The sequence below is a fragment of the Microtetraspora malaysiensis genome, assembly GCF_001528665.1.
Taxonomy (GTDB): domain Bacteria; phylum Actinomycetota; class Actinomycetes; order Streptosporangiales; family Streptosporangiaceae; genus Microtetraspora_A; species Microtetraspora_A malaysiensis.
The window spans coordinates 198,740-223,902 of sequence record NZ_BBYJ01000013.1; the positions used below are offsets into that span (position 1 = coordinate 198,740).

The 25,163-nt window shown below is 69.4% G+C and carries 18 protein-coding genes and 1 pseudogene; 15 read left to right on the plus strand and 4 right to left on the minus strand.

The annotated features are described in order from the left end of the window. Positions 1 to 483 precede the first annotated feature (483 nt). Complete coding sequence (locus tag AWQ71_RS18295) at positions 484 to 858, plus strand: winged helix-turn-helix transcriptional regulator (protein WP_245658352.1); 375 nt, start codon at positions 484 to 486, stop codon at positions 856 to 858. A 37-nt stretch (positions 859 to 895) separates the two neighbouring features. Here the strand turns inward: AWQ71_RS18295 and AWQ71_RS18300 are convergent, their stop codons facing one another. Further along, positions 896 to 1,657 (minus strand): AraC family transcriptional regulator, encoded by a 762-nt coding sequence (locus tag AWQ71_RS18300; protein ID WP_067134729.1) that lies wholly within the window; start codon positions 1,655 to 1,657, stop codon positions 896 to 898. A gap of 86 nt (positions 1,658 to 1,743) precedes the next feature. Between AWQ71_RS18300 and AWQ71_RS18305 the strand changes: the two genes are divergently transcribed. The 4 genes from AWQ71_RS18305 (at position 1,744) to AWQ71_RS18320 (ending at position 7,132) form a co-directional block, all read left to right on the plus strand. Beyond that, the gene (locus tag AWQ71_RS18305; protein ID WP_067134731.1) at positions 1,744 to 2,568 is read left to right on the plus strand and encodes a sulfite exporter TauE/SafE family protein; all 825 of its coding nucleotides are present in this window, start codon (positions 1,744 to 1,746) and stop codon (positions 2,566 to 2,568) included. Between the two features lie 32 nt (positions 2,569 to 2,600). After that, entirely contained in the window at positions 2,601 to 2,843 is a 243-nt protein-coding gene (locus AWQ71_RS18310) for a hypothetical protein (RefSeq protein ID WP_067134732.1), read from the plus strand. Continuing rightward, positions 2,840 to 3,409, plus strand: coding sequence for a cysteine hydrolase family protein (locus AWQ71_RS18315; protein ID WP_067134734.1), 570 nt, complete (start codon positions 2,840 to 2,842; stop codon positions 3,407 to 3,409). The genes AWQ71_RS18310 and AWQ71_RS18315 overlap by 4 nt, the downstream gene beginning before the upstream one ends. Before the next feature lie 189 nt (positions 3,410 to 3,598). Further along, a complete protein-coding gene (locus tag AWQ71_RS18320) occupies positions 3,599 to 7,132 on the plus strand; it encodes a S8 family peptidase (protein WP_067134736.1) in 3,534 nt (1,177 codons plus the stop codon). Between the two features lie 4 nt (positions 7,133 to 7,136). Here AWQ71_RS18320 and AWQ71_RS18325 read toward each other — a convergent pair whose 3' ends face one another. Further along, positions 7,137 to 8,108: a helix-turn-helix domain-containing protein gene (locus AWQ71_RS18325; protein ID WP_218001841.1), complete on the minus strand. Its 972-nt coding sequence runs from the start codon at positions 8,106 to 8,108 to the stop codon at positions 7,137 to 7,139. A 503-nt stretch (positions 8,109 to 8,611) separates the two neighbouring features. Between AWQ71_RS18325 and AWQ71_RS18330 the strand changes: the two genes are divergently transcribed. From AWQ71_RS18330 to AWQ71_RS18365, 8 genes are all read left to right on the plus strand, one after another. Further along, complete coding sequence (locus AWQ71_RS18330) at positions 8,612 to 10,090, plus strand: LVIVD repeat-containing protein (RefSeq protein ID WP_067134739.1); 1,479 nt, start codon at positions 8,612 to 8,614, stop codon at positions 10,088 to 10,090. Between the two features lie 83 nt (positions 10,091 to 10,173). Then, the gene (locus tag AWQ71_RS18335) at positions 10,174 to 11,349 is read left to right on the plus strand and encodes a branched-chain amino acid ABC transporter substrate-binding protein (protein ID WP_084259016.1); all 1,176 of its coding nucleotides are present in this window, start codon (positions 10,174 to 10,176) and stop codon (positions 11,347 to 11,349) included. Continuing rightward, entirely contained in the window at positions 11,346 to 13,214 is a 1,869-nt protein-coding gene (locus AWQ71_RS18340) for a copper resistance CopC/CopD family protein (RefSeq protein WP_084259017.1), read from the plus strand. Before AWQ71_RS18335 ends, AWQ71_RS18340 begins: the two co-directional genes overlap by 4 nt. Before the next feature lie 16 nt (positions 13,215 to 13,230). Further along, positions 13,231 to 13,995, plus strand: a complete 765-nt coding sequence (locus tag AWQ71_RS18345) for a hypothetical protein (protein ID WP_157570421.1) — start codon at positions 13,231 to 13,233, stop codon at positions 13,993 to 13,995. A gap of 66 nt (positions 13,996 to 14,061) precedes the next feature. Beyond that, entirely contained in the window at positions 14,062 to 15,909 is a 1,848-nt protein-coding gene (locus tag AWQ71_RS18350) for an LVIVD repeat-containing protein (protein WP_067134748.1), read from the plus strand. A 134-nt stretch (positions 15,910 to 16,043) separates the two neighbouring features. Continuing rightward, entirely contained in the window at positions 16,044 to 17,252 is a 1,209-nt protein-coding gene (locus AWQ71_RS18355; RefSeq protein WP_067134750.1) for a branched-chain amino acid ABC transporter substrate-binding protein, read from the plus strand. 45 nt (positions 17,253 to 17,297) lie between these two features. Then, positions 17,298 to 18,026 carry a hypothetical protein gene (locus AWQ71_RS18360; protein ID WP_067134752.1) on the plus strand — a complete coding sequence of 243 codons (729 nt, stop codon included), beginning with the start codon at positions 17,298 to 17,300 and terminating at the stop codon, positions 18,024 to 18,026. A 103-nt stretch (positions 18,027 to 18,129) separates the two neighbouring features. After that, the gene (locus AWQ71_RS18365) at positions 18,130 to 18,849 is read left to right on the plus strand and encodes a YcnI family copper-binding membrane protein (RefSeq protein ID WP_084259018.1); all 720 of its coding nucleotides are present in this window, start codon (positions 18,130 to 18,132) and stop codon (positions 18,847 to 18,849) included. 155 nt (positions 18,850 to 19,004) lie between these two features. Here the strand turns inward: AWQ71_RS18365 and AWQ71_RS18370 are convergent, their stop codons facing one another. Next, positions 19,005 to 20,279, minus strand: a complete 1,275-nt coding sequence (locus AWQ71_RS18370; RefSeq protein ID WP_067134756.1) for a C39 family peptidase — start codon at positions 20,277 to 20,279, stop codon at positions 19,005 to 19,007. A gap of 198 nt (positions 20,280 to 20,477) precedes the next feature. Next, positions 20,478 to 21,014, minus strand: a pseudogene (locus AWQ71_RS18375) (LuxR C-terminal-related transcriptional regulator); the annotation flags it as partial. Between the two features lie 20 nt (positions 21,015 to 21,034). Between AWQ71_RS18375 and AWQ71_RS18380 the strand changes: the two are divergent. Then, a complete protein-coding gene (locus AWQ71_RS18380; protein WP_157570422.1) occupies positions 21,035 to 21,523 on the plus strand; it encodes an NUDIX domain-containing protein in 489 nt (162 codons plus the stop codon). 612 nt (positions 21,524 to 22,135) lie between these two features. Next, positions 22,136 to 25,153 (plus strand): lantibiotic dehydratase, encoded by a 3,018-nt coding sequence (locus AWQ71_RS18385; protein WP_169806588.1) that lies wholly within the window; start codon positions 22,136 to 22,138, stop codon positions 25,151 to 25,153. Positions 25,154 to 25,163: the final 10 nt, after the last annotated feature.

The following is a 25,163-nucleotide window of genomic DNA, read 5'->3' on the forward strand; positions in this document are numbered from 1 at the left end:
TCCGAGGTCGCATCCCCGAAACGGGGCACAAAGCTCAACGAGGTGAACAGCGCTGGTTGATCGTAAGTGTCTCGGCAGCCGTTGCCAAGAGGAAGATGAGCGGTGGCTCAAAGTGGTCCGAATGCCGATGACGCACCGGAGGGCTACCGCGTACGAGGTTCAGAGGTTGTTCCTGGATCACTCAGGGATGTCCACCGGCGAGGGCGACCGCGCGGGCGCGCCCGCCCACAGTGCCAGGGCGTCGGCGAGGCCGGAGACGTCGGCGGGGGTACCGCTCGATCTGCCGCGAGGCGTCGGTGAACCGGGAGACCCACCGGATGCCCGTGACCCGAACCCCGGGTCCGAACGCGTTGCGCAGGGCCCGGTCCACCTCCTCCTCGGTGATGCCGTTCGACAGGGCCGGCGGTGAGATCGCCGGCCGCTGCGCAGACGGTAGATCGGGGGGCGCCGGTTTCCGCAACGATAGTTGCCTACGATGGACCGGTGACCCGGCCGCTGGAACCCGACATGTTCGCGGGATGTGCCCCTGTCAGGCCGCTGATCCAGATCGGCGGCAAGTGGACCGTGAAGATCATCGCCTGTCTCGCCGAAGGTCCCCGGCGCTTCTCGGAGCTCCAGGTGCCGTTGCGGGGCATCACACCGAAGACGCTGGCCGCCTCGCTGCGCTCGATGGAGCGCGACGGCCTGGTCTCCCGCACCGCCTACGCCGAGAACCCGCCCCGCGTGGAGTACGAGCTCACCTCGCTCGGCCGCACGCTGTTCCGCCCGTTGGCCACCGCCTGCGAGTGGACCAGCGCGCACCTGCCCGACCTGATCGCCGCGCGCGCGACCCACGACGCCGGCGCCGCGCTTTCCTGACCCCACTCCAGGAGCGGGGGCGAAGCGGGCAACTGATCTATTTCGCGGCCAGCGTGGAAGGAGCGAATCCGAACGCGCGCGAGAAGGCCGCGGTGAACGACGCCGGCGAGGAGTAGCCCAGGCGGCTCGCGACCTGAGTGATCGTGGACGTGCGGAGCAGCGGCACCGAGGCGACGAGCCGAGCGCGCGTCCGCCAGGCGGCCGGACTGATGCCGGTCTCACGACGGAAGCGGCGGGTGAAGGCGCGCTCGCTCATGACCAGGCGGCGTGCCCAGTCCTCGTTGGTGATCTGGACATCAGGGTCGGCGAGGTACTCGCGGCAGAGGTCCGCCAGGTCCGGCGACGAGGGCAGCCCGACGTGGAGCGGCACCGGGCTCAGACGGGTGATCTCGTGCAACAACAGTGCCGCAATCGCCCCCTCTCGGCCGGCGAGGTCGTACTCGGCCTCGAAGTCGACGGCGACGAGCAACAGCTCACGGAGAAGAGGGGTGACGTCGACGACGGTGCACACGTGGGGCCACCAGGGCACCGCGTCCGGCTCGATGTAGAGGCTGCGGGTGCTGACGTCGAGCATCCTGACGCGGTGGCGGGTGTCCGCCGGGATGAGGACGGCGCGGTCGGTCGGCACCGTCCACGTCCCGTCGTCGGTCTCGACGACCATCACTCCCCTGGCGCCGTACAGGAACTGCGCGCGCCGATGCCGATGCCAGTCGAGAACCTGTCCCGGGGCGTAGTCCGTCCCGATGGGCAGCACGGCCCTCGCGACCCGATCGACGTCGGCGAGCTGAACGTTCCGCACCCGCCCAGCCTAGTGGCTGACTATCGAAATATATGGGCTGTGCTTCGATTGTCCGCCAGAAGCAGACATTGCTTGACTCGTAACTCGTGAGCGTCCTCGTGCTGGCCGGGATCGGCCTTCTCACCGGCCTGACCACCGTGCTGTTCGGATTCGGCGGCGGCTTCGTCACCGTTCCGGTCATCGTGTGGGCCGACGCGCGTCTCGGCGCCGACGCGGCCCATGTCGCGGTCGCGACCTCCGCCGTGGTCATGATCGTCAACGCGTGCGTCGCGACCGTCGCGACCGACCGCGCCGTCCTGAGCCTGCTGCGCCGGAGCAAGCCCCTGCTGGCCCTCCTCGCCGCCGGTGGCGCGATCGGCGCCCTCGCGACCCGATGGACCCCCGCGTTCGTGACGCAGTGGGCCTTCGTCGCCTACCTCGTCGCCACGATCGTCGACGTACTCGTGCGACCCGGCTTCCTCCATCGCCGGGCGGAAAGTGCGGTCACGGGCTCCGGCCGCGGAGAGGAGGCCGGTCGTATCCGTGCCGCGCTCGGCATTCCCATCGGCGCGACGGCGTCGTTCCTCGGTGTCGGGGGCAGCGTCATGACCGTTCCCCTGCTTCGCCGGCTGGGCCATGACATGCGCACGGCCACCACGCTGGCCAACCCGCTGACGCTCGCCGTCGCGACGCCGGCGCTCGTCCTCTTCGGCGCGGAGAACGCGGGGAGCCCCGCGTCCGCGGGCGTCTTCCTCTATGGCCCGGTCGACCTCGGCGCCGCTGCGGCGCTCCTCGCCGGCGCCCTGCCGGTGATCGTCGTCATGCGCCGCCGTCCGCCGCGAATCTCCGACCGGCTCCACGCATGGAGCTACCTGGCGCTTCTCGTTCTCGTCACCGCCACGATGGCCGTCCTCTCCCTCGGCGACGCCTGACGGAGGCGAGTGTCGCCGGGATCATCACCGCGATGCCCCAGTTCTGGCGGATACCGGCGATCGGCCTGACCGAAGCGGCCGCCGCCTCCGGCATGATCAACTCTGTCAGTAATATCAGCGGATTCGTCGGTCCCTACTTCACCGGGACCATCGCGTCCGCGACCGGCAGCTTCACCTACGCGCTGCTGGCCATCTCAATCATCATGGCCGCCGGACTGGCTGTCCTGCTCACCGCGGGGCGCCGGATGGAGCGGCTGGACTGGAGCATCTCATGACCACCGCATTGATCATCGGCGACGTCCAGCAGGGCATCACGGGCAGCTACCCGTTCGCCAGGCAGGTCCTGCCGCCGCTCACCGAACTGCTCCCGCGCGCCCGCGCGGCCGGTGTGCTCGTCGTGTTCGTGCACTTCGCCTTCCGGGACAACGGGGCCGACCTGCCGCCGGACAACGCCTTGTACCGGTCGTTCTACGACGCCGGGGACGCCTTCCACGAGGGATCGGCCGGACCCGAGATCGATCTGCCGGTCGCCGACGAGGACGTCATCGTGCTGAAGCGCCGCGCCAGCGCGTTCGCCGGCACGGATCTCGACCTCGTGCTCCGCGCCCGCGGCGTCGACACTCTCGCGATCGCCGGAGTCGCGACCAGCGCGATGGTGACTGCGACGTGCTACGACGCGGCGGACCGTGGCTACCACGTGACCGTGCTGCGTGACGGTTGCGCCGACGGCGATCCGGCGATGCACGACTTCTTCATGGACACCGTCTTCCCCAGCCGGGGATTCGAGGTCGTGCCCTGCGCCGGGTGGCATGCATCGCGCTCGCGGACGGACAACCGGTGAATGAGGGCAGGCACGGTCGACGACCGTGCCTGCCCTCGCCAACCTCCCCGGTCGCGGCATTGATCGCGTGGTTCTGGGTGTCGCAATCACGACATGGCGGACAAACGGCACGTGCGACACCTGGCGCACCAGGCACCCCATCACCCACTCTCGTGACCACTAGTTGTTGCTACGAGAGGTTTCACCCCCATGCACTGGTCCGCCCATGTGATGGTGGCAGGAGTCACCACCGCCGCCCTGTTGAGCGCCCCGTTATCCGCGGCCGCGGCCGAGCCCGCCGGCGAGAGCGTCCACCGGGTCACGCTGATCACCGGGGACGTGGTGACCGTCAGGCAGGCCGAACCGGGCAGGCACGCGGTCGAGGTGAAGCCGGGGCCGGGCCGTGAGCGGATGGCGTTCAACACCACCGAGGAGAACGGCGAGCTGCGGGTCCTGCCCAACGACATCGTCCCCCTCCTGGCGGCCAAGCGGCTGGACCCCAGCCTGTTCTCGGTCACCCGGCTGATCGCCCAGGGGTACGACGACGCGAAGACGGACAAGCTGCCGCTGCTGTTCCTCTACGACGGCGCCGCGCCGAAGAGCGCGACCGGGCCCGAGCTGGAGAGCGTCAACGGCCGGGTCGTCGCCGCCGACAAGCGCACGATCGGCCAGCTGTGGAAGTCGCTCGACAAGCAGGGGGCCGCCACGCTGTCGCAGGGCGTGACGAAGATCTGGCTGGACGCCAAGGTCAAGGCCACGCTCGACCACAGTGTGCCGCAGGTGGGCGCGCCGGAGGCGTGGCAGGCCGGGTTCGACGGCAAGGGCGTCAAGGTCGCCGTGCTGGACACCGGCGTCGACGCCACCCACCCCGACCTGGCCGGACGCGTCAAGCAGACCAAGGTCTTCACCGACGAGCCGAGCGTCCAGGACGGCAACGGGCACGGCACCCACGTGGCCGCCACCATCGCGGGCGGCGACGGCAGGAAGGGTGTCGCCCCCGGCGCCGAGCTGATGGTCGGCAAGGTGCTCGACAACGACGGCTCGGGCACCCTGTCCGGCGTCATCGAGGGCATGGAATGGGCCGCCGCCGAAGGCGCGTCGGTGATCAACATGAGCCTCGGCGGCGGCGCCACCGACGGCACCGACCCGCTCAGCCTCGCCGTCGACACCCTCACCGAGCGCACCGGCGCCCTGTTCGTGGTCGCGGCGGGCAACGACGGCGCGGCCTACTCCATCGGCACTCCCGGCGCGGCGACCTCGGCGCTGACGGTCGGCGCGGTCGACGGCACGGACGCGCTCGCGCCGTTCTCCAGCCGGGGCCCGCGCCTGGACGACGCGCCCAAGCCCGACCTCACCGCCCCTGGCGTGGCCATCGTCGCGGCCCGCGCGGCGGGCACCACCATGGGCGAGCCGGTCGACGAGCGTTACACGGCCGCCTCCGGCACCTCGATGGCCACGCCGCATGTGGCCGGGGCCGCCGCGATCGTCAAGCAGCGCCACCCCGACTGGACGGCGAAGCAGATCAAGGACGCGCTGGTCGGCTCGGCCAAGCCCATCGCCGGCCAGCAGATCGACGACGCCGGCGCGGGCCGCCTGGACGTGGCCCGCGCGGTGCGCCAGGGCGTGACCGCGACCGGCGTTGTCGACCTCGGCAAGCACCAGCGGGGCGAGGGCCCGGCCACGGCCGAGGGCACGATCACCTACACCAACGGCACGGCCGCCCCGGTCACGCTGGAGCTGGCCGGCACCCTCGACGGGGCCGAGCTCAGCGCCACGACCGTGTCGGTCGCGGCGGGCGGCACCGCCGACGTCAAGGTCACGATGGACCTGGCCACGCTCTCCTTCGGCCGGTACAGCGGGCTGGTCACCGCCACGGCGGGCGCGGAGCAGGTACACACCACGCTGGCGCTGACCTGGAAGGGGCCGCAGCACAAGGTCCACTTCACCGCCGTCGACGCCGCGGGCAAGCCGACCGGCGCCGACACGCTGTCGATGTTCGGCGCGTCGCAGCTGGACGACGTCTTCACCTGGCTGCCCGAGCAAGGGCTGACCGTGGAGGTGTCCGAGGGCACCTACATGACGCAGTCGCTCAACCTGGGCGGCGGCTGGGGCCGGACGCACCCGCGTGACGGCCTGGTCGTCATCCCCGAGCTCAAGGTCGACCGCGACCTGGACGTGGTGCTCGACTTCCGCAAGACCACCCCGGTGACCATCAAGACCAAGGAACCCGCCGAACAGGTGGGCATCTACACCTACTTCACCTATCGCGCGTTCGGCTCGCGCAAGATCTCCCAGGGCGTCATGAACTTCGACGTCATCGAGGGGCTCAACGTCTCACCGACCCAGCCGGTGCGTGACGGCTCGTTCGAGTTCGCGTCGCGCTGGCAGCTCGTCGCACCGAAGCTCACCGCCCACCTGCCCGGTACGGGGCAGCCGTACTCGATGGGGTTCCTCGGCGGGTCGCCGGGCGTGGAGGGGCGGCACATGTGGTCGCTCGCCGATGGGACGGCCGGGGCCAAGGGCAAGGCCGCGGTCATCCGCAGCGAGGACATCGACTGGGCCGACCCGTCCGCGGCCGCGATCAAGGCGGGAGCGGTCGCCGTGATCCTGGTGATGCCCCCCGACGACCCGTTCGGGCGTGACTGGAAGCCGGTCGGCGCCGACCTGCCGATCCCGGCCCTGGTGGTCGCCGGCGACGACGGGCAGCGGATGCTGGAGCGGATCAAGAAGGGCAACGCGAAGCTTCAGGTCACGGGGACGATGAGCTCGCCCTACCTCTACGACGTCATGCAGGTCTCCGATGGCCGCGTGCCGGACAAGATCGTGTATGAGGTGAACGACAGCAACACCGCGCGTGTTGCCACGACATATGCCGACAACGGGGGCTTCGCCTGGGCCAAGGAGCAGCGCTTCGGCTGGCGCCCCTGGCAGTCCTACTCGCTCGGCCAGCAGATGGAGACCCAGCGGATCGTGAAGACCCCGCTGCTCCGCACCGAATACGTCAGCGCCAACGGCTCCTTCTGGCAGCACCTCGTCAACCACCAGTACGTCTGGGACGACATGGGCCGGCTGCTCGACGGCATGACCGAGCAGCCGCGCACCTACCAGCCCGGCACGCGGACCAGCGAGAGCTGGCACGCCCCGGTGGTCCGCCCGGCGATCCCCGCCTGGATCACGCCCTCCACCCGGGAGGGCGACACGATGGAGATCCGGATCCCCGAGTTCGTGGACTCCTCCGGTCACGTCTCCCGCACGGGCGTCGACAACGACACCGCGTCGGCCCGGTTCTTCCGCGACGGCACGTTGGTGGCGGAGCGCGACGCCGCCTGGGGCGCGTTCCCCGCGTCGCCGCAGGAGGCCGTCTACCGGCTGGAACTGTCCACCACGCGCACCTCGGACGAGTGGACCACGGCGACCGCGACCGAGACGGCCTGGACGTTCCGCTCCAAGCCGGGCGATCGGGTGCTGCCGCTGCTGCAGGTCGACTATGACGTGCGCCCGGAGCGCCCCGGTCAGGTGGGCTTCGCCGTACGGCATCAGGAGGGCGTGAGCGGGGTGCGCGCGAAGGATCTGAAGCTGGAGCTGTCGTACGACGACGGCGCGACGTGGCGCGAGCAGCCGGTGAACGAGCTCGGCGGCGGACGCTACAGCGCGTCCGTCCTGCGCCCGCACCCGTCACTGCGGGTCACCGCCACCGACTCGGCCGGCAACACGGTCAGGCAGACGGTGATCAGGGCCTACTGATCGGTCAGAGCCAGTTCTCGTGGGCGGCGTGCCAGGCCAGTTGCATCCGGGTCTGCGCACCCGCCCGCTCCATCAGGTAGGCGATCCTGCGCTGCACCGTGCGATGCGAGATCTTGAGCTGGGTGGCGATCGATTTGTCCGGAACACCCGCGACCAGCAGCGACAGCAGGTAGAGATGGTCGGCGTCGAGCGGACTGCCCGGGCTGGTGAGGCTGACCGGCGTGGCTCGCTCCCACAGGCTCTCGAACAGGGCCTTGAGTGCGTCGAGCAGGCTGCTGGGCCTGATCAGCGCGGCGGTGAGCTGGGTCAGGCCGTCAGTGTGCTGGATGAGCGGGAGCACCCCGAGCTCGCCGTCCGCGATGATCATCCGCACCGGCAGGACGGGCAGCGCGCGAGCCTGCTCCCCCAGGGTGATGCCGTCGGCGAGGTTGACCAGCATGCCGGGTTCCTCCAGCAACGCCCCTTCGTAGATGACGCGGAAGCCGACGCCGCGCCGCAGCGCCGCGAGCTCCTCGGTGTTCTCCTGCGAGGTCATCGCCACGTGCCCGGCCCGGCAGAAGCTGAGCACCTCGTGCCGGGCGCCGTCCTGCAGCAGCCGGAGCTGCTCGCGCAGCGCCGTACGGCTGGTGATCACCTCGATGAGCTGCGCCGCCTCGCGGCGCCGCGCGTGCGCGAGGTACTCCCCCGTGAGCTGCTCCATGGCATGCCGCGCCCGGTCGACCTCGGCCTGCCGCCGGTGCAGCCGGGCCGCGAGCGCGACGTCGGGCGCGACCGCCGTGAACCGGCCGGGATCTCCCGGCACGGCCCGCGCCAGCCCCTTGGCCAGCAGCGAGCCGAGCGCCTGCCGCGCGACCTCGGCCGCCACGCCCAGTTCCTCGGCCAGGGCGTCGGACTCGACCTCGGTGGTCCTGACCAGTAGCCGGTAGGCGGCTTCCTCCTCCGCGCCCAGCCCCGCCGCGCTCAGCACGTGCCGCACACGGCCCGATCCAGATTCACCCGGCCATTGTAGAGAGGAGCTGCCAGATCGCCTTGCCGAGACGGCTGTTGCCGCTGAAGTTGGCGATGATGCCCTCGAACTCGATCCCCGCCTGAAGCCCTCGGGCAGGCCTGTCGAGAGTCCGAGGGAGTGTCCGACAAATGCCTCCCATGAACGACGTTCCGGGTCCTGCGGGATCGCGCGCCAGGGCCTCGCCGACGCCGGTGACGTGATCACCATCGCGAACCGGGTTCCGGACAGGACCTCCACCACCTTTTCGACGTCCGGCCCCGACGGTCCGGAAGGCCGGCCAACCGGCGGCCGGCCAGGGCCGTACGGGCATGTCAGGGCGCGATCACGACGAATGACGGACGCCGAGGGGGTGACATTTTCGACATTTGCACCATGACGGCCACTAACGCCGCTTCTAGAGTCATGGCCAAGTGCGACTTTTCGGTCGCATGGTTGCAACCTGCACTGAGGGCCCCTTAAGGGAGGGCGTAGTGAAACCGAAGTCCCTCATGGCGGGTGCGGCCGCTCTTGCCACGGCTGTGTTATTACAGCTGTCGGGAGTTGGCGCGGCATTCGCCGACACACCGTCCGACTCGAGCCCGTCGGACAACTCCGCCCATGGCGGTCCGATCCTCGATGACGTCCACAACACCCCGACGACCGCCGTCGCAGGCAACGTCACGTTCGTCGACAACGTCAGAGGAGTCAGCGGCTACTCGGCGCTGAACTTCATCCGCTACGACAAGTACGGCTACGACTTCATGTTCGCCAACGGCACCGGCGGGCTCGCCGTCTGGTCGCTGAAGGACCCCGAGCACCCGGCCCTGATCTCGAAGATCACGGCAGCCGAGCTGCGCCTGCCGGGGGACACCCAGGACAGGTTCTGGGAAGGCGAGAACATGACCGTCGACCCGAAGCGCAAGCTGGTCTTCCTCACCCGGGACCCGCGCGGCTTCGGCGGCACCGTCAAAACCGGTCAGTCCGGCGTCTACATCATCGACGTCAAGAATCCGTGGAAGCCGGAGACGGTCATCTTCCACCCGATCCCGGCCGGACACACGGCCACCTGCATCAACGACTGCAAGTACCTGTGGTCGGTCGGTCCGGCCAACACGGGCACGCCAGGCCAGGACCCCTCCTGGAACGGCGTACCGGTGCGGGTGACCGACATCCACGACATCAAGCACCCGTACACCTTCGACCGGGCGGTCGATCTCGACCGGCATGACGGGGTCACGGACTACGTGCACAGCGTCGATGTCGACAAGGACGGCATCGCCTGGGCCTCCGGTGAGGGCGGCGTGCGCGGCTACTGGACCGAGGGCAACCACTACGACCCGGTGCAGAAGCGCAACCGCGTCGCGACGGCGTACGACCCGGTGCCGTACGCGGGCGGGACCGTCGTCGCCACCAACCCGGCGGGCACCGACTTCTTCGACTACTTCGACCACAACGCCTACCACAACACCGAGAAGCTCGGCTCCTTCGACAAGGGCGAGCTGCTCTACATCACCAACGAGAACATCACGACCTGTTCGCAGGCGGGCGAGTTCAAGATCGCCTCGCTGAAGGGCAGCTACGACGGTGAAGGCTGGCGTTCCACGCCGGAGAAGCCGTTCCGGCTGGAACTGATCAGCCACTGGTCTCCGTGGGGCAAGGAGGGGTCGGCCACCAGCGGTAGCTGCTCCGCGCACTGGTTCACGGTGAACGGCAACATCCTGGCGCAGGCGTGGTACGGGCAGGGCACCCGCTTCATCGACGTGTCCGACCCGAGGAACCCGACCCAGGTCGGCTACTTCCGCGTGCCGTCGGGGCAGGGCGTGACCGGCGGCTCGGCGTCGGCCGCCTACTGGCACGACGGGCTGGTCTACGTCGCGGACTACAACCGGGGCGTCGACGTCCTGCGGTTCGACGGCAAGCTGGCCGGAGAGCCGGACAAGAAGATCTGCTGGAACTCGTGCGACAAGTGACCGTTTGAGCCAAAACACCGGTCCGAGCGTGGCGACCGCCGCGCTCGGACCGGCTCTCGATGGTGACGACGTGGAGGTAGAGGGTGCGACGCAGAGGTGCCGTGCGCGCGGTCGCGCTGGGCGCGACCGCGCTGGTGGTGAGCGGTCTGCTCGACGCGTGCTCTGCCTCGGATGAGGGCGGCGGCGCCCCCAAGCCGCAGGGCGAGATCACGTTCGGGGTACTGGCCCCGCTCTCGGGCGACCTGGCCGAGCGTGGGCACGACCTCGTCGACGGAGCGCGGCTGGCCGCCGCCGAGATCAACGAACAGGGCGGGGTTCTGGGGCGGCAGGTGAGGCTGGCCGTCGAGGACGGCGGCTGCGCGTCGGCGACCGGCGAGCAGGCGGCGACGGAGCTGGCCGCCAAGAGCGTCGTGGCGGTGGTCGGCGGGCTGTGCGAGGACGCGGCGGTGACGGCGGCGAAAACCGTGGCTGCGGAAGGCACGCCGTTCCTGGTCTCCTCCGCCCGCGCCGACCGGCTGGTCGGGGCCGAGCTGCCGTCGGTGTTCCCGATGGAGGGCACGGTCTACCAGGAGGCGCTGGCCGCGGTGCACTGGATGGGCTACCGGAGCCCCCAGCGGGTGGCGGTGCTCGGTGACGGCTCGCCGGCCTCGCAGCGGCTGTCCGGCCTGGTGACCGACCGGGTCAAGGCCGACGGCCTGAAGGTGAGCAGGCGAACCTCCGCCACGAAGGATCCCGATCTCGCGAAGCTCGCCCGCACCGTCACCGGATTCACGGCGGACTTCGTCTACTGGACGGGGGCGGCGGAACCGGGTGGACGGCTCGTGGGCGCACTACGTCACGCCGGCTACACCGGCTATTTCATGGCCTCCTCGGAGTCGGACAGCCCCGAGTTCCTACAGGCGGCGGGAGGAGCGGCCGAGGACGCGTTCCTCACCGCGTCCGCGGGCCCACGACTTCTCCCGGCAGCGGCAGACTGGGCTGCGCGCTTCAAGGGCCGCTACCGGCGGGACCCGGGCCGTGACGCGATGCAGGCCTACGACGGGCTCCGCGCGCTGGCGCAGGCGGTGCGCCAGGCGGGGGACACGACTCCCTCGAAGGTCGTCGACAACCTCCCGCGGCTCGAGGACTTCACCACCTTCACCGGGGCGCTCCGCTTCGCCGCCGATCACTCGCTGGCGTACGACAACTACGTCATCGCCCAGGTCAAGGGCGGCACGTTCACCCTGGCCAGCAAGCTTCGTACGGACCCGGTCGGATGACGCGCGGTATGCGCCCCGCCGGACATCGCCGGGTCCGGCTGATCGCGCGGCTGGCGGTGGTCGCGTTCCTCGTGGCCGGCGGCCTGGTCGCGGACCTCGTCTCCGTCGTGGCCACCCATCCGGCGTACGCGCATGCCTACCTGCTGGAGACCTCGCCTGTCGACGGCGAGGTGCTGGCCTCTCCCCCGGCTGAGGTCCGGCTCCGCTTCAACGAGGCGGTGAGCTTCAACCAGCGGTCGATTCAGCTGCTCGACGTGACCGCGAAGAAGCTGGCGATCGGTACCCCGGGGCACGTGGACGGGAAGGCCAACACGGCGAGGGTGAGCCTGCCCACGGATCTGGCCGAGGGAACCTACGTCCTGGCCTGGCGAGTCACGTCCGCTGACTCGCACGTGGTGTCGGGTGCGCTCAGCTTCAGCGTCGGCCACCCGAGCGCGCTGGCCGCCCCGGTGGAGCAGGATGCCGACCCCGCCGTCCCCGTCGTCGACGCGGTCGGCCGCGGCCTTGCCTTTCTCGGTGTGGCCCTCGCCCTCGGTGGTGCGCTGTTCCTCGCCGTGCTCTGGCCCGCGGGCCGCGATGACCGCCGCGGCCGGCGCATCGTGTGGTCCGGCTTCGCCGCGCTGACGGCCGGCACCGTGGTGGTCCTGCTCGTACAGGGGCCGTACGCCGCCGGCACGTCGCTGACCGGGGTGTTCGACCCTGAACTGCTCGGCGCGACGCTGTCCACGCGGTTGGGCCAGGCGCTGCTGGTGCGGCTGGTGATCGTGCTCGCCCTCGGTGTGGCCTTCGGGGTCGCCGTGCGCCCCTCCCCGCCCCCTGCCGGCGCCGGGACCGCCCACGCCGGGGCGGCCGGCGTCACCCGCCGGGTCGTCCTGCCCGCGGTCGCCGCGGCCGGTGCCGTCGCCGTGACGTTGACCTGGACGCTGGCAGATCACGCGCAGACCGGCGTGCAGACCTGGCTGGCCGTTCCGGCGACGAGCCTGCACCTGCTCGCCATGGCCCTGTGGCTGGGCGGCCTGATCGTGCTCGCGGCCTGCGTGCTCATCCCGGAGGGGAGGCGGGAGCCCACCCGCGCCGTCTCCCTGGAGCCCGCGCTCCCGAGGTTCTCCCAGCTCGCGCAGATCTGCTTCGCCGTGATCGCGGTGACCGGCGTATACCTGTCCTGGCGGCAGGTGGGGACGTGGGGTGCGCTCGGCGGGACCGACTTCGGGCGGCTGCTTCTCGGCAAGCTCGCCGCCGTCCTCGCCGTGGTGGGTCTTGCCGCCGGAGCGCGGCGGTTCGTGCGGCGGCACAGCCGCGAACACAGTCGCGAGCACAGTCGCGAGCACGGCCGCGAACACGGCCGCGAACACGGCCGCGAACCTCTCGGCCTCGACGCCGCGCCCTCCGCCGCGGTGCGCCGGCTGCGCCGTTCGGTCATGGCCGAAGTCGTGCTCGGGATCTCCGTCGTGTCGATCACGGCCGTCCTGGTCGACACCGCCCCGGCCCGCATCAGCTACGCGCCGCCGGTGCACACCAAGGTCCCTGTTCCCGCCGCCGCGGACGGGGCCGGCCCGGCCACCGGGCTGCGGGGCGGCTCGGTCGAGGTGAAGATCGAGCCGGCGAGGTCGGGCGGCAACGTGGCCGACATCTACCTCACCGGGCGGGACGGCTCGCTGGTCGCGGTCCCCGAGGTCTCCGGTGAGCTCGAGTCGGGCGACCGCAGTGTTCCGGCGTTCCCCGTCAAGATCTCCGCAGCCGAGCCGGGCCACTACGTGGCGAACTCGATGTCCATCCCCTTCCCGGGGGCGTGGGTGCTGCGACTGGACATCCGCGTCTCCGACTTCGACGAGACACCCGTGCGTGTCCCGTTCACGGCACGCTGAAAGGCTGGTGGCACGCATGCGAGGCGTTGACCGGAAAGCGTCCCGGCGCCGGGTGACCCGCCGGGTGAGCGGGACCGCCGCCGGCCTGCTCGCCCTCGGTGTCCTGACGGGTTGCTCCGGCGGGGCTCCGCAGGCGTTGACCAAGCCGCCCTACACCCTGGACTCCATCCGGTCCGGCCTCGTCAGCCCCGGCGACCTGGGCGAAGGCGCGACCGAGTTCAAGGACAACGGCCACGCCTCGCACGTCGTCTACACGCCCCCGAACAGCATCCCGACCTGTCCGTACGTCCAGCGCTCCGAGAATGTCGAGGTCGATGTGCGGCCGGCGGTCGAGCCGGTGGGCGGGATGCCGACCGGGCGGTTCATCGTCGGCCCGCAACTCGCGGGTACGTCGTCGCTTCCGGTCGTCACACAGGGTGCGGCGGTCTTCACGAGCTCCTCGCTCGCCGACAACACGATGGACACCGTCGTGGCCGAGTCGGCCAAGTGCCCGGAGACGTTCGGTGTGCTCGGCGGACCGCCGACCGTCGTCGGCGATTACACGGTCGGCAGCCGGCAGATCGAGATGGAGGGATGGAAGGGGTTCGCCCAACATCTCGTGCACACCTCGCCCCCGGAGGTGAACCCGGACACCTACGACGATCTGGTCACCGTCGTGGTGCACAAGGCCAACGCCATCATCTACGTCGGCTATGCGCAGATCAAGGCAGTGGGCCAGCGCGCCGACTCCGACGAGAAGGTCAAGGCGTTGATGAAGACGACGCTGGCCCGCCTCGGCTAGCGCCGCATCCAAAAGATCCTATTGGAGGTTTGCGGAACGGTGAGATTCTTACCTGTTGGAAAAGCGTTGAAGGGCAGAGCCCTTCTGGCGAGCACGGCCGCGCTCGTCACGGCGGTCGTGCTGCAGACGGCGAGCCTCGGCCCGGCATTCGCGGACCCGTCCGGTCCGGTCAACCCCGGCACGGTCGGGTCCGCCAATGCCGAGGCGACCAGCCTGCGGAACCGGGCGGACGCGGCCGCGAAGGACGCCGCCAGGGCGGCCGCTCGTCTGGACGAGGCCAAGGCCACGGCTGAGGAGGAGGCGCAGAAGGCCGCCGACGCCGCCGCCACGGCTGAGGAGTCGGGCACGATCTCCGACAAGAACAAGGCGGAGGCTGCCGCCGCGAAGGCCGCGCAGGCATCCGCCAAGGCGGCGCAGGCGCAGCTGGAGTACAACGAGAAGGCCGCCGCGTCGGCGGCGGCGGCCGCGGCAGCGGAAGCGGCGGCGAACAACGCCGAGCGTGAGGCCGCGTCGCTGGCCGGTGTCACCGACGGCATCGGCGCCGAGGGAACGCAGACCCTCCCGGACACCGGGGTGTTCCCCGACAACGCCGCGCACAGCGACAACGTCGAGGTCGTCGGCCACGCGCGCGGGGTGCTGTCCGGCAACCCGAGCTGCCCCGCCTTCAAGTCGGCGAAATGCCCCGCGTTCTCGTCGCTGAACTTCGTGCACTACGAGAAGCTCGGCTACGACGTCATGGTCGCCAACGGCACCGGCGGCCTGGCCATCTGGTCGCTGAAGGACCCCGAGCACCCGACGTACATCTCTGAGGTCACCGTCAACCAGCTGAAGCAGCCGGGCGAGACCATGACCCAGTTCTGGGAGGGCGAGAACCTCACGGTCGACAGCAGGCGCAAGCTCGTCTTCATGACCCGCGACTCGGGTCAGAAGGGCCTGTTCATCATCGACATCAAGGACCCGTGGCACCCGGCGCTGCTGGGCTTCCACCCGGTCCCGCTCGGCCACACCGCGACCTGCATCAACGACTGCCGTTTCATCTGGTCGGTGGGATCGGGCGTGCGCGGCGTGAGCTCCCCCGTCTACGTGACCGACGTACGTGACGTCAACCACCCGTTCACCTACAGCCAGGCCGTCGTCTCCGACGTCCGGCGCACCGGTGCGACGAGCGGCTCCACGCACAGCGTCGACGTCGACTTCGACGGCGTCGTCTGGGTGTCGGGCAGCGGCGGCGTGCGCGGCTACTGGACGGACGGGAAGCACGTCGACCCGGCGACGCAGACCAAGCGCTACGCGACGGCCTATGACCCGATCCCGTACGCGGGCGGGAGCATCGGCGGCTCGGAGGGCTCCTTCCTGCACAACGCCTACCGCTTCCCGAACGCCCTGGGAGATCGCCCCAAGGGTGATGTGCTCCTCATCACCAACGAGAACAACAACCAGGACTGCTCGAAGGCCGGCGTGTTCATCCTGGCGTCGCTCGAAGGGACACACGACGCCGACGGGATCACCTCCACTCCGGAGAACCCGGTCAAGATGACGCGGCTCGCCACGTACAGCCCGGGGGGCAAGCCCGGCCACTACGTCGACCCGACGGGTAAGGCCGGCGACTGCTCCGCGCACTGGTTCACGGTGAACGGGAACATCGTCGTCGGCGGCTACTACGAGCAGGGCGTCCGGTTCCTGGACATCTCCGACCCGAGGAACCCGCAGCAGGTCGGCTGGTTCCGGGTGCCCGACCGAAACGGCGGCTCCGACGGCCCGGCGATCATCGGGAGCAACGCCTCCTCGGCCTACTGGCACAACGGGTACGTCTACGTCCCCGACTACGGCCGTGGCGTCGACATCCTGAAGTTCACCGGCGACATTCCCGGCAAGCGGGAGAAGAAGGTCTGCTGGAACTCCTGCGAGAAGTAGGCCCCCGGCAGGCACCTCCGCCCGCTCGCGGGCTCGCGTCACCACGGCGCGAGCCCGTGAGCGGGCACCCGGGGCTCCCTTCCCGTTCCCTGGGCCCCGCCCCCTTCAACACGTACCGGAGCGAGAAGCACCCCATGCAGCTTCCGACGAACCTCGACCGCCGTGGCCGGACCCGCCGCATCCGCTGGCTCGTGCCGTTGGCCCTCACCGCCCTCACGCTCCCGGCCGCGGGCGGGTGCAGCTCAGACGGCGCCACGCCGGCCGCCCCCAGGGGGGACATCGCCTTCGGTGTGATCGCCCCGCTGTCCGGACCGGAAAGCGCGCGCGGGCAGGACCTGGTGGATGGGGCGCAGATGGCCGCGAACGACCTCAACGTCCGGGGCGGGGTCATCGGGCTGCACGTCTCCCTGGTCACCGTCGACGACGAGTGCCTCGACGACAGCGGCAAGGAGGCGGCGAAGCGGCTCCACCTCACCGAGAGCGTCGCCGGCGCGGTCGGAGGCGTCTGCGACGACGCCGCCGAGGCCGCCGCGCGGGTCCTCGGCGGCAACGGACTGCCGTTCCTCATCAGCTCCGCCAACTCACCCACTCTGGTCAGCGCGGAGGACACTCCTACGGCCTATCTCACCAACGGCACGCCGTACCAGGAAGCGCTGGCGACCGTGCACTGGATGGCCTACAACACCGCGCAGCGGCTCGCGGTGGTCGCTGATGACGCCCCGGAGTCCGCATACCTGGTCAAACAGGTGATCTCGGTGGCCTCACCCGTTCCCAAGGTGGTCAGCAAGCAGACCCTGACGGCCGGGCGGCAGGACATCGCCGCGACGGCGGCCACCGCGCTGGCCGCCGACCCCGACGTCGTGTACTGGGCCGGCTCGGCCCGGGAGTCCGGCCGGCTCGCCGCAGCGCTACGGAAGGCCGGATACAAGGGCATGTACATCGCCTCCGCGGAGTCGGAGAGCCCCGATTTCCGGTCGGCCGCAGGCACTGACGGCGCCGAGGGCGCATACGTGATCACCACGGCCAGCCCGCAGAACCTCCCCGCCACCGAGGCGTGGACCAAGCGTTTCACCAAGGCCTTCGGCCGCGCGCCGGGGCGGGACGCGCTGCAGGCCTATGACGCGCTGCGCGCCCTGGGGCAGGCCGTGACGCAGACGGGAAAGGTGGACCGCGCACTGAACAGCGAGCAGCTGACCAAGCTCGAGGACACCTTCACCACGTTCATGGGCGCGCTGAGGTTCGCTCCCGACCACACGGTCAAATACGACAACCACCTCGTGCTGACCGTCAAAAGCGGTGCCTTCACCCTCGCCGGCACGCTGCGTCCGGACAACGACACGTGACGGCCCGTGGTCGATCGCAGCCTCCCCCGACGAAGTGAGCCATCCGTGACCCTGCGCCCCCCTGTCGCCCTCGCGCTGGCCGCCATCTGCGCCGCCCTCACCGGCTGCTCCGGCTCCGCGGCCGCCACAGCGACCAAGCCGCACTACACGGCCGACGATGTCAAGGCCGCGTACTACACCGCCAAGGACGCCGGCGAAGGCGCGCGTGACTACTGGTACGACCGGAACTTCCACTCGCACACCAACTACGTGCCGCCGAGCGCCATCCAGACCTGCCCGTACGTCCAGCGTTCGGATGCGGCCAACGCGCCGTCCAACGTGGTGGAGCCGGTCGGCGGCGAGCCCGTGGGGCAGTTCGCCGTGGAGCCCGCTCGCTCGACCGGCTCGCGCGTCCCGTACGTGACCCAGAACGCCCTCGTCTTCGGCTCGAGCGCCATCACCGACGGCGCGATGGACGAGGTCGCCTCCGGGCTGGCCAAGTGCCCCGGATCGTATGCGGTGAACGGGGGGCCGCCGATCATCCTCGGCGCCTACAGCGTGACCAGCCGCCCGCTCGAGGTGTTCGGGTGGAAGGGGTACGTGCAGCAACTCGCCCACACCTTCCCCCCGGGGATGGACGACGTCTACTACGAGGACATCGCCATCGTGGTGCTCCGCCGGGCGAATCTCATCCTCTATCTCGACCTCACCCAGACAAAGATCGTCGGAGACCGCGCCGACTCCGCGGACAAGGCCAGGGGCGCCATGGAGAAGGTGCTGCGAAGGCTGGGCTGAACCGAGGCCGGCGGGACGGACCGCGGCCCGCCGCACGCGAGCTCTATTCCACCGAACAGCACAGTCGCGATTCCCGATCGCCAGCACGACAAGGAGAATGCATATGCTGCGCCGCACGATACGTGGCCTCGTAACCGTGGGGTTGGCGGCCTGCCTGATCGGCATCATGCCGGCGGTGGCGTCCGCCCACGTGAAAGTGACCACGGACGCGGCCGTCCAGGGCGGCTACGCCGCCTTGACGTTCCGCGTCCCCAACGAGCGCGACGACGCGAGCACGACCAAGATCGAGGTTCAGCTGCCGACCGACGCCCCGCTCGCCTCGGTCTCGGTGAAGCCGCACCCAGGTTGGTCGTACGAGATCACCAAGACCAAGCTGGCCACGCCGATCGAGGCGCACGGCGCGCAGATCAGCGAGGTCGTCGGCCAGATCACCTGGACCGCGACGGATTCGAAGTCCGGAATCCAGCCGGGTGAGTACGAGGAGTTCTCCGTGAGCGCCGGACCGCTGCCCGCTACCGACCGGATGGTGTTCAAGACGCTCCAGCACTACAGCGACGGCGAGATCGTGCGCTGGATCCAGGATCCGTCCACCGACGGCGACGAGCCGGAGCGGCCCGCGCCGGTACTCCGGCTCGTGCCCAAGGACGACGCGGCGTCGTCCCCGTCGACCGGAACCGACCGGGTGTCTCTGGCCGTGGACAGCACGCCCGCGGCCGAGTCGGGTGCGGGGAGTTCGTGGGCGATCGGGCTGTCTGCGGCCTCGCTGGTGATCTCTCTCGCGTGCGCTGCGACGATGATCGTGCGGACCCGCCGGACGCGATAACCGCCACGGCGGAAACCGGGCGCAGGGCACTGATCCCCTGCGCCCGGTTCGATGATGGAATCAGCCCCTGCGCGTTCTCCTCCGTTGCGAGGTGAGGCGACGCTGGACGCGCTCGCCTCCCCTCGCTCGGTGAGACCCGCCGGTGCCGCCGGCCGTCACCAGTTGGCCGGCAGCCCCGGCGTGGTGGGAGGCAGCGGATTACCGGCCTTCGGGTGGATGACGTACACGATCCCGCCGCTGCCGGTGCTGCGCAGCCAGACGTTCTCGAAGTTCGCCCGCGGGTAGACCCGGCGCACCGCGTCGTTGTCCGGCGAGGCGGGGTCGTTGGCGATCACGTCGCCGGTGGCGGTGAAGCCGATGATGACCATGAGGTGGCCGTTGGTGCTGTACCCGGCGCCGGGCAGTTCCGCCGCCTTGAACGACTGGGAGGTGACGACCGGGATGCCGGCGCGGATCAGCCGCTCCAGCTCGGTCAGCGATCGGAGCCGGGTGACGAACCCCTCCAACCCGTACCGTCCCGCGTAGGCCGCGTTGAACGGCCAGTTGCCCGCTCCCTCGTAGGCGTAGTCGTAGGCGTACCGGGCGGCGTAGTCGACCTCCGGGTTGGGATCGGAGGGGTCCACCCAGGAGGTGTCCTGCTTGCTGGGCCACTGGCCCCAGTAGCCGAGGACCATGGTGGTCGAGGTCGGGCTGCACCACGCCTCTCCCCCGCCGTCCCACTCGGGGTAGTGGCCCTCGTGGACGTTCTGCGAACGGCGCGGCACGGGCAACTCGACGCCCCAGGCGACGCCGCCGGGGCTGACCGGGACGGTAGCCCGGTCGGGCACGGCGGAGGCCATCGCGCCGAGCGTGCGCACGACCGGCGTCACGGACGAGCCCGGCGTACGGTACAGCGTGGCGCGCAACTGGTACGCGGTGATCTCCTTGCCGGCCGCGGCCACGAACGTGTCGACCGAGACCGTGCCGTCGGCGTCACGCTGCCCCGGCAGCGACGTGCGACGGATGTCCTCGTCGCCGTACGCCCAGCGGCCGAGCACGTACCACTTCGTCAGCCCGGCAGCGTTGCGGCCGCGCATCTCGACCTGCAGCCAGCTTCCGGTCGGCACGTCGGCGTTCCAGGAGGCGACCAGCTCGGTGGCCGGGAACCCGATCGGCCGCTCGCGGCCGGTCCACCGGGCGTACTCCCAGTTCTTCGTGCCCAGCTCGTCGGTGTAGGAGATCGTGCCTACGGGGGCGTCGAAGGACAGGGTGTTGCCCCCCTTGACGCCCTCGCGGGTGCCGGGGCCGAAGTTGGCCCGCTCGTAGACGACGTCGACGGCGGCGGGCGGGGGTTTGGTCTCGGCCTCGGCGGCAGCGGGGGTGACGGTGAGGGCGGATGTCATCAGGACTGCGGACAGGAACACGGGCAGGAACACGCTTGGCACGCGCATAGCTCACCTCGGGGGGTTGTCGGCGTCCTCGACGCTAGAGATCTCCGCCCGCCCGCACATCGGCAGGAATACGTATTACGCACACCTTTGGGCGGCCTTCGGGTACCTCGCGGGCGCGTACCCCGGAAGATCCGGCAGGTGCGGCGCCCTGTCGCCGCCCGCGTGATCCGCGTGCGCGGGATACGACGGACTGCGTCCTCACCGGCTGCTCAGGTAGGTGAGGACGGCGAGCACGCGGCGGTGGCCGCTGTCAGCCGGCGAGAGGCCGAGCTTGGCGAAGATGTTGCCGATGTGCTTGTGGACGGCGTTCTCGGTGATGACGAGCCGGGCCGCGATTGTGGCGTTGTCCTTTCCTTCGGCCATCAGGGCGAGAACTTCGCGTTCGCGTGGCGTGAGGGCGGCGATCGGGTCGTGGGCGTGACGGGTGAGGATCTGCGCGATCACTTCGGGGTCCATGACGGTACCGCCGGCGGCGACCCGCCGCAGCGCGTCGACGAACTCGCTCACCCGGCTCACCCGGTCCTTGAGGAGGTAGCCGACGCCGCCGCGTCCATCGGAGATCAGCTCGCCGGCGTACTGCTGCTCGACGTATTGGGAGAGTACGAGCACGGGCAGGCCGGGATGCCGGCGGCGAGCCTGGAGGGCGGCGTGGATTCCCTCGTCGCGGAAGGCCGGCGGTAGCCGTACGTCGACGATGGTGACGTCCGGCCGGTGTTCGGCGACGGCGGCGACGAAGCCGGTTTAGTCTCACGGTCGTGGCGATCAGAAACTCGCATTGCTCCTTCTGCGGCGCGGCCTTCGCCCGTGACCAGGCGTGGCCTCGCACATGCCCGGGCTGCGCGAACACCAGCTATCTCAACCCGCTGCCGGTCGCGGTGATGGTGCTGCCGGTCGACAACAGCCTGCTGGTGGTGCGCCGGGACGTCGAACCGCACCGTGGTGGGCTCGCTCTGCCCGGCGGCTTCATCGACGTCGGCGAATCCTGGCAGCAGGCGGCCGTCCGAGAGCTACGCGAGGAGACCGGTGTTCTCGTCGACGCCGGTGACGTACGGCTCTTCGACGTGCTCAGCGCTCCTGACGGCACGCTGCTGGTCTTCGCTCTGGGGCCGCGTACCGACTCGGCCGACCTTCCGCCGGTCGTCTCCACGGCCGAGACTTCGGAATGGCTGCTGATCGACGGGCCGCGGGAACTCGCCTTCCCCCTGCACACTCAGGTCGTGGCGGAGTTCTTCCGTTCGAGATGACGAATGCGCGCCGTGGATCCACGCTCAGTGCACGTCGTGCCAGGCGATTCGATGATCCATTGGCCGTGTGTTAGTCCACGTTGGCGTGCGGTTAGAGGCGTCGATCTAGGCTCATCCGACAGTCCGATCTCCGAGTGGCACCGGGAGGTTTCGTCATGAGCATCATGGAAGCGGAAACCGGCACGGAGGACATGTTCGATATGGACATCGAGATCCTGTGGGACCCTTCGCCCTCCGGGCCTATAGGGCAGCGCGGTGCTACGGCGGGCAGCACCTGCGCGTCGTCGTGCAACAGCTATGGCCAGACCGGCCGCCCGTGCAGGTGTTTCTAACGGTTCTCCGTCAGGCCCGCATGGCATGAGGTTGCCGGCCTCCTGCTCCCCGTCCGTAATCCTGTGGGCGGGGAGCCGCCGGATTGCTGAAACTACCAGTCCTTCGCATCGGTCGAGTCGATGCCCCTATGAGTTGTAGGCCTGTTTCCGATTTCCGGGGAGGGCTTGAATATTGGCTACCGAACCTGTGTACACGGCAGCGGACTTCGCAATGCTCCGCCTTCCGCTTCTTCCTCTGCGCCACCCTCTTCCGCATTCCGGGGGGAAATCCGTAGAAGACATGAGCACAGAGCAGATGGCTGATTTCATCCGGGCGGCAACCGCGGATCCACGGATTCGCGAAGCGATAGCGGTCTCCGCTCCTTCGCTCTCCGACCTGGTCACTCGTGTGGTCGATGGCGCCCCCCTGAAGCGGTCACAGCTCAGTCGAGCTTTTCTGTCGCTCACCCGCTACCTGATTCGTGCCCGTAGCCGCAGCACTCCCTTCGGGATTCTGGCCGGCGTCTGCCCGGTCGTCTTCGCGAGCGGGGCCACCACACGAGTCGGGGAAGCGCACCGCAAGCATGTCAGGGCAGACGGAGCCTGGATGGCAGCCGTGGTCGAGGATCTCGAATGCCGCCCCGAAGTACTGCGTGAGTTGAAGCTGGTGGTCAGCGACCTCTGTGTGATCAAGGGAAACAGACTTCACATACCGGCTCACGGGGAGAATGTCGCAGACGGGCGGCGGTCGTCTCCGCGAGCAGGTCATGCAACGGTTCGGATCAATCCGGTAATTCGCAGAATCCTGGAAAGCGCGGCACAGCCGATCGGCTACCGCGAGTTACTCACTGTGCTGTGCGCGAACTTTCCCTCGGCGACCGAGGCCAAGAGCGGGACACTTATCACCCGATTGATCAAACAGAATGTCCTGCTGACCGACTTGTATCCGCCGCTTGACGCCTCGGATCCGCTGGACCACGTGCTCGACCGGCTCGCCGAATTGGCCGAGCACCCGGTCGTCGCGAAGCTGCACGAACTCCGCGCGAAGATCTCCGATTTCCAGGAGACGGCCGTGGGAGACGGTGGTGTGGCGCTCGAGGCCGCTACCCGTGCGGCACAGGAGGTGCATGGCGAACACCACTCCTGCTTCTTCCAGGTCGACATGCGAAGCGACGCGCGGGTCTCGCTGCCCACAGCCCTGGCCGATGAAGCCGCCCGTGCCGTCAGTGCCCTCTGGCGTATGTCGCCGGTCCATGGAGAGATTTCCCAAGAGCTCAGCATCTACCACGCGCGCTTCCTGGAGCGGTATGAACCAGGCACGCTCGTGCCTCTCGTCGAGATGCTGGACCCGGAACTCGGCCTGGGACTCCCCGAGGGATACGGCTCGGATGCCGCGGTTGCCGGGCCCGAGCACCAGCCGGCGGATCCATCCGACGAGGACGATCGGCGCAGAGCCCTGCTTGCCGAACTCGCCCTGACCGCGATCGAGCGCGGAGGGAGAGAGGTCGTGCTCTCCGATGAGCTGGTGGATCAGCTCGCCCGTAACTCTCCACTGCCGCCCACTCCCACAGCCGAGGTGTACGTCCAGGTCATTGCCGAGTCGATCGACCATGTGACGGAAGGCGACTTCCGCTTGGCAATTGGGGCTCTGAGCGGAAGCTGGCAGATCGGAGCGACGTTCGGCCGCTTCGCGGACCTGCTCCCCGAACTGGACGCCTCGTTGCGAGACGGGCTGGTCCATGGATTGCCGGGCGCGACACTTCCCGCTCAACTTTCCTACCGGCCGGGCAAGGCGGCCACGGCAAACGTCGTCAAGAGCCCTCAGTGGACCGATCGGTCGATCATGGTCGGTCAGTTCTGTTCTGAACGCGATCGTGCGCTGCGTGCAGGGGACATTCTGGTAGGAGCGGACGAAGACGGCTTCTATCTGACGTCTCCCGCGGTCGACGGCGAGATCGCCGTGGTCGTTCCCAATATGCTCAACCCGGACGGTGTGAGCACGCCTCCGTCCCGCTTCCTCAGAGAGATCGCCCCCAGTGGACGCCAGGGGTGGTATGGCTGGAAATGGGGGGATTACTCCCGCCTTCCTCACCTGCCGCGCGTCAGGTACGGCCGGACCATTCTGTCCCCGGAGTGCTGGCGACCGACCCTGGCTATGACGGAGTCCGCCGGCAACTGGGAGAAGTGGCGTGACGCTCTCGCCGACTGGCGGAGCCGGTACGAGGTTCCCCGTGAGATCAGGGTTTGCGCCGATGACCGGCAGCTGATAGTCGACCTCGACGATCCCGTCCACCAGCGCCTCTTCCACGATGAACTCCACCGGAAGCCGCACGTTCGTATCGAGGAGCCACTCGGCGCGAGTGACGAGGGAACGGACTGGCTCCACGGTTATGCCAACGAGTTGATCATCCCCTTGAAGTCCGTGGCTCCCCCGCCGGCCAGAACGAGGCCGCGCCCCTCGCAGCTCCCCACCCCGCCCCCGATGAAGCACACGATCGGGAGTGAGTGGCTGTATGCCAAGGTGTACACCTCGCCCCGCATGCACAACGAGATACTGGCCGAGCATGTGGCAGGGCTCGTCAACGGGCTGGAACGCATTACTGACCGCTGGTTCTTCATCCGCTACACGGATCCTCACCCGCATCTCCGGATCCGCTTCCACGGAGCGGCCGACCAGCTGCTCATCGAGGGGGTTCCCCGTCTGCGGGATTGGGCCGAGAACCTGCGAACTGACGGGTTGGTCCGGGACTGGACGCTGGACGCGTACGAACCGGAGGTCCACCGTTACGGTGGTCCAGAGGTTCTGGAAGCCGCTGAGCGAGTGTTCCAGGCAGACAGCGAGTGCGCAATGGCTCAACTGCGTCTCCAGCGTTCCAAGCTGATCGATCTGGACACGCCTCTGCTGATGGCCTTCAACTTCGTCGACCTCTGCCGCGCGATGATGCCGGGCGATTGGGGTGCTTGGCTCATTGACGCAGTTCCCCGGGACGCACATCGGGAGGCGTTCCGGGCTCGTAGGAGCGAACTCCGCGCCCTCGCGGCCCGGGACTGGCAGGTCGTGGTGAAGGAAGCCACAGGGGAAGCCTTACGTACTGTCCGGGAGACGCGCGGTGCGGCGCTGTCCCGGTATCACGAGGCGTTGACCGCTCAAGGAAACGGCTCTGCCCGAGACGCCGTGCACAGCCGGGCGGTGGGGTCCTTGCTGCACATGCACCACAACCGGTTGGTGGGTATCGATCGGGATTCGGAAGGGGCGGTGCACGCCCTGGCCCGCGGCATCGCGGAACTGGTTCTCGGCGCAAAGAGGTACGGACGGTGACGACGAGAAA

What these genes read in the sequence shown, in the direction of transcription:
- AWQ71_RS18385 (WP_169806588.1), top strand. Translation starts at nt 22,136, where the DNA reads ATGAGCACAGAGCAGATGGCTGATTTCATCCGGGCGGCAACCGCGGAT.
- AWQ71_RS18310 (WP_067134732.1), top strand. Translation starts at nt 2,601, where the DNA reads ATGCCCCAGTTCTGGCGGATACCGGCGATCGGCCTGACCGAAGCGGCC.
- AWQ71_RS18315 (WP_067134734.1), top strand. Translation starts at nt 2,840, where the DNA reads ATGACCACCGCATTGATCATCGGCGACGTCCAGCAGGGCATCACGGGC.
- AWQ71_RS18355 (WP_067134750.1), top strand. Translation starts at nt 16,044, where the DNA reads ATGCAGCTTCCGACGAACCTCGACCGCCGTGGCCGGACCCGCCGCATC.
- AWQ71_RS18320 (WP_067134736.1), top strand. Translation starts at nt 3,599, where the DNA reads ATGCACTGGTCCGCCCATGTGATGGTGGCAGGAGTCACCACCGCCGCC.
- AWQ71_RS18340 (WP_084259017.1), top strand. Translation starts at nt 11,346, where the DNA reads ATGACGCGCGGTATGCGCCCCGCCGGACATCGCCGGGTCCGGCTGATC.
- AWQ71_RS18365 (WP_084259018.1), top strand. Translation starts at nt 18,130, where the DNA reads ATGCTGCGCCGCACGATACGTGGCCTCGTAACCGTGGGGTTGGCGGCC.
- AWQ71_RS18345 (WP_157570421.1), top strand. Translation starts at nt 13,231, where the DNA reads ATGCGAGGCGTTGACCGGAAAGCGTCCCGGCGCCGGGTGACCCGCCGG.
- AWQ71_RS18370 (WP_067134756.1), bottom strand. Translation starts at nt 20,279, where the DNA reads ATGCGCGTGCCAAGCGTGTTCCTGCCCGTGTTCCTGTCCGCAGTCCTG.